This window comes from Flavobacteriales bacterium (genome assembly GCA_013214975.1).
Lineage (GTDB): Bacteria > Bacteroidota > Bacteroidia > DT-38 > DT-38 > DT-38.
On sequence record JABSPR010000322.1, the window covers coordinates 1 to 4,743 of the forward strand.

The window sequence follows — 4,743 nt, forward strand, 5'->3', positions numbered from 1 at the left end:
CATTTCATAGCCATTTTTATCTCTTCTGAAATAATCCTTTGCTCCTAGCCTTGCATTACTTTGTTCAATGATTACTTCATCTGCTGATTTATTAATAGCAAATGGAAATGGAGCAATTAAATCTGTATGAGACCAAGGAAGTCCTTTTTGGTACTCGTACTTAAACTTACCTTCCTTAGGAAATAAAAACACTATAAATCCTGTGGCCAAAATAAATAGCCCTATTCTAAAAATAGATTCGTGTCTTTCGGAGATGTAAGTGAATATCTTTTTCATAAATCGTTCGTTACAGGCAAATATACATCCTTAGCATTTTATTGAACCAATAGTGTAATGATATTCACCAAATACAAAATTGTTCAAAATTTTTACCTTTGAAACTAAGTGGTGTGATTAATTATAAACATCATTAAATAAAGCTTATGAAAGAAGTTTACATCGTTTCGGCCACAAGAACTCCAATAGGAGGCTTTGGTGGTCATCTCTCATCCATAACTGCTCCTAAACTTGGTTCTTTTGCAATACGAGAAGCAGTCAGTTCTTCAGGAATCGATATCAATCAAGTGGATGAAGTATTAATGGGTAATGTATTACAAGCAAATCTGGGTCAAGCTCCTGCTCGACAAGCCGCGATTCTTTCCGGATTATCCGAAAATGTGCCATGCACAACTATCAATAAAGTATGTTCCTCTGGAATGAAAGCAATCATGCTTGGAGCACAATCTATATTAACAGGAGATAATGATATCGTTGTAGCTGGAGGAATGGAAAATATGTCTGCAGTTCCTTATTACTTAGACAAGGTGAGGAATGGATACCGCTTAGGTAATGGACAAATTATCGATGGCTTGGTAAGCGATGGTTTAACTGACGCATACGATGGCAACCACATGGGTTTAGCGGCAGAGTTATGTGCTGAAAACAATAACATATCCAGAAAAGATCAAGATAATTATGCAATAGAGTCTTATCAAAGATCTTCTAAAGCATGGTCTGAAGGAAAGTTCGGTGATGAAGTTTGTTCTGTGGAAGTTCCACAACGAAAAGGTGATCCCAAAATCATTGATACGGATGAAGAATTTACAAATGTCAATCTCGAAAAAATCCCAAACCTTAGAACTGTATTCAAAAAAGACGGTACGGTAACAGCTGGCAATGCCTCTACTCTTAATGATGGCGCTGCAGCGTTGGTACTTATGAGTAAAGACAAAGCAGACGAACTGGGTATTAAACCACTAGCCAAGATATTAGCTCATGCTGATGCGGCTCAAGAACCAGTAAATTTCACAACAGCTCCTTCTAAAGCAATTCCGATTGCTCTAAAAAAGGCAAGGATAACAATTAGTGATGTAGACTATTTTGAAATTAACGAAGCATTCTCTGTTGTATCTCTGGCCAACAATCAACTATTAAATTTAGATCCCGCTAAAGTCAATGTTAATGGTGGTGCCGTTTCTCTTGGACACCCATTAGGTTGTTCTGGAGCTAGGATTATAGTAACATTGATTAATGTTCTGAAACAAAATAAAGGAATGATTGGTGTAGCGGGAATATGTAATGGAGGCGGTGGTGCTTCAGCTATTGTAATCGAATTAATGTAAAGATGGAATATGGAATTACCATATTAAGTATTGTCCCAGTGAGGACAAACCCAGGTGATATACATGAAATGTGCACTCAGCTATTATTTGGTGATCACTATACTATTCTAGAAGAAATAAAAAACTGGACAAAAATCAGAGTTGCTTTCGACGATTATGAAGGGTGGATTTGTGCAAAGCAAGTTCGAAAAATTAGCGAAAAAGAGTTTATTCAAGTTAATTCGACAACGAACAATCTATTGATTAGTAAACTTGCGCTTTTAGATACTTCATCCGTTAATTTTGTCATTTCGATAGGAAGCAGTCTCCCCCAATATAAAAATGGCCAAGGAAAAATCGCCGATCTTCAATTTACTCTATCTAACGACATAGAAACAAAAAGTGTGGTTGAACCCAAAAGGTTAATAGAAATAGCTAAAATATATGCCGGTGCTCCTTATTTATGGGGTGGTAAATCTATTTTCGGAATCGATTGTTCTGGATATTCTCAAATGGTATATAAGATTTGTGGGATTAAAATAAAGCGGGACGCATCACAGCAAGTAATTCAAGGAACACTAATAAAAGAGGTAAGTGAATCTCAACCCGGAGACTTAGCTTTCTTCAACAACCCTAAAGGAGCTATTACCCATGTGGGAATTATTCTTGAGGGCAATGTTATTCTACATGCCTCCGGTTTTGTAAGGCAAGACCGACTGGATTCTAAAGGAATTTTCAATAAAGATTCTAACGAATACACACATTTTCTTCATAGTATCAAAAGGCACTTCTAGTGCCATATTGACATTCCTTATTACAACGCAAGCGCCATCCTGACAAAGAATTAGACTTTTTCTAATGTGGCAAACTCTTTGACCTTCTCGAACCAAACATTAAATCTCTAGCTATGGATCTTAATAAATTCACAACCAAATCTCAAGAAGCAATTCAAATGGCGCAACAATTGACCGTCGAAAAGAAGCATCAAAGCATTGAGAACAGTCATATTCTAGAAGGAATCTTTTCGGTTGACAAGAGTACTGTTCCGTTTTTATTAAAAAAATCTGGAATCAATTACAATATTCTATTGTCTGCGTTAGACCGTATTACCTCCTCTCTTCCAAAAGTGGAAAATGGAAATCAATATTTAAGTCCTAATGCAAATCAAACATTAACGAGAGCAATACAATTAGCCAAAGAGAACAAAGATGAATTCATTTCAATCGAATTTCTATTCTTAGCGTTAATTAACTCTAATGATAGTACGGGAAACCTTTTAAAGGATGCCGGTGTAAACGAAAAAGAAATAACCAAAGCAATTAACGAATTAAGAAAAGAAGCAAAAGTGAATAGTCAAAGTGCGGAAGAAACTTACGACGCATTAGGGAAGTATGCTGTCAACTTAAACGAGATGGCATTGAATGGAAAACTAGATCCTGTTATTGGGAGAGATGAAGAAATCAGACGTGTTCTTCGAATAATTTCTCGGAGAACAAAGAATAACCCCATTCTTATTGGGGAACCAGGTGTAGGTAAAACAGCCATTGCTGAAGGAATTGCACATCGAATAATAAACAAAGACGTACCTGAAAACCTGATTTCAAAAAAGCTTTTCTCGTTGGATATGGGAGCTTTAATAGCTGGCGCCAAATACAAAGGTGAATTTGAAGAGAGACTAAAATCTGTAATAAAAGAGGTAATAAGCTCTGAAGGGGAGATTGTTTTATTTATCGATGAGATACACACCTTAGTTGGTGCTGGTGGTGGAGAAGGGGCTATGGATGCAGCCAATATATTAAAACCGGCTCTCGCCAGAGGTGAACTTAGAGCAATTGGTGCAACTACATTGAATGAGTATCAAAAGTATTTCGAAAAAGACAAAGCACTAGAACGACGATTCCAAAAAGTGCTTATTAATGAACCCAATACACTGGATGCTATTTCAATTCTGAGAGGCTTAAAAGAAAAGTACGAATCGCATCATAAAGTAAGAATCAAAGATGAGGCAATCATAGCGGCCGTGGAATTATCGACACGCTATATTTCCGATCGTCAGTTACCCGATAAAGCAATTGACCTAATTGATGAAGCTGGTGCGAAAATCAGGATGGACATCAATTCGATGCCCGAAGAATTAGATGAACTAGAACGAAAGATTAAACAATTCGAAATAGAAAGGGAGGCAATAAAAAGAGAAAAGGATCACAATAAGCTTTCTGCATTGAATGAGAAGCTAGCCAATCTTCAAGAAGAAAGAGATGCGATGAAAAGCAAATGGCAAGAAGAGAAAGATATCATCGACGGTATCCAAATCCTCAAGGAAGAAATAGAAGATTTAAAATTCGAAGCAGAACAAGCAGAACGAGATGGCGATTTAGCGAAGGTGGCCGAAATTAGATATAGCATTTTAATAGAGAAGCAAGAAGTATTCAAAACCTACAAGGACAAGGTGAAATTACTCCAGGATCAGAATTCTCAACTTCTAAAAGAAGAAGTTGACAGTGAAGATATAGCAGATATTGTTTCCAAATGGACAGGCATTCCTATTAACAAATTAATAGAAACAGAAAAAGAAAAACTTCTACATTTAGAAGACGAACTCAAAAAGCGCGTAATAGGCCAAGATCATGCGATTGAATCTGTTTCGAATGCAATACGAATAAGCAGAGCTGGCTTGCAAGATGCAAAAAGACCTATTGGTTCCTTCATCTTTATGGGGACCACTGGCGTTGGCAAAACAGAATTAGCAAAGGCACTTGCAGAACTTCTGTTCAGTGATGAAAAGGCAGTAACAAGATTAGACATGACAGAATTCCAAGAGCAGTATTCTGTCTCTAAACTTATCGGAGCACCTCCGGGCTACATAGGATATGATGAAGGAGGCCAGCTCACGGAAGCAATTAGGCAAAGGCCCTATTCAATTATATTACTAGATGAAATAGAGAAAGCCCACCCTGCAGTCTTCAATATCCTTTTACAAGTTTTAGAAGACGGGAGACTTACAGATAGTAAAGGACGTGTTGCTGATTTTAAAAATACACTAATTATTATGACATCGAATTTAGGTGCTGATATTATAGAAAAAGCATACACGCAGATAGACGTCGCGAATGAAAATCAAATCTTAGACCAGATGAAAGAAGAAATAAACATTCTTCTTAAA

4 protein-coding genes are annotated in these 4,743 nt (G+C 36.9%); 3 read left to right on the plus strand and 1 reads right to left on the minus strand.

From position 1 onward, the window contains the following. A partial coding sequence (locus HRT72_10235; protein ID NQY68080.1) for a phosphohydrolase occupies positions 1 to 276 on the minus strand: 276 nt, incomplete at its 3' end. A 146-nt stretch (positions 277 to 422) separates the two neighbouring features. Here HRT72_10235 and HRT72_10240 point away from each other — a divergent pair. The 3 genes from HRT72_10240 to HRT72_10250 all read left to right on the plus strand — a co-directional run. Then, on the plus strand, positions 423 to 1,601 hold the full coding sequence (locus HRT72_10240; protein ID NQY68081.1) for an acetyl-CoA C-acyltransferase: 1,179 nt from the start codon (positions 423 to 425) through the stop codon (positions 1,599 to 1,601). A 2-nt stretch (positions 1,602 to 1,603) separates the two neighbouring features. After that, a complete protein-coding gene (locus tag HRT72_10245) occupies positions 1,604 to 2,374 on the plus strand; it encodes a C40 family peptidase (GenBank protein NQY68082.1) in 771 nt (256 codons plus the stop codon). A gap of 113 nt (positions 2,375 to 2,487) precedes the next feature. Continuing rightward, positions 2,488 to 4,743 (plus strand): AAA family ATPase (locus HRT72_10250; protein ID NQY68083.1); only part of this gene is annotated, 2,256 nt, incomplete at its 3' end.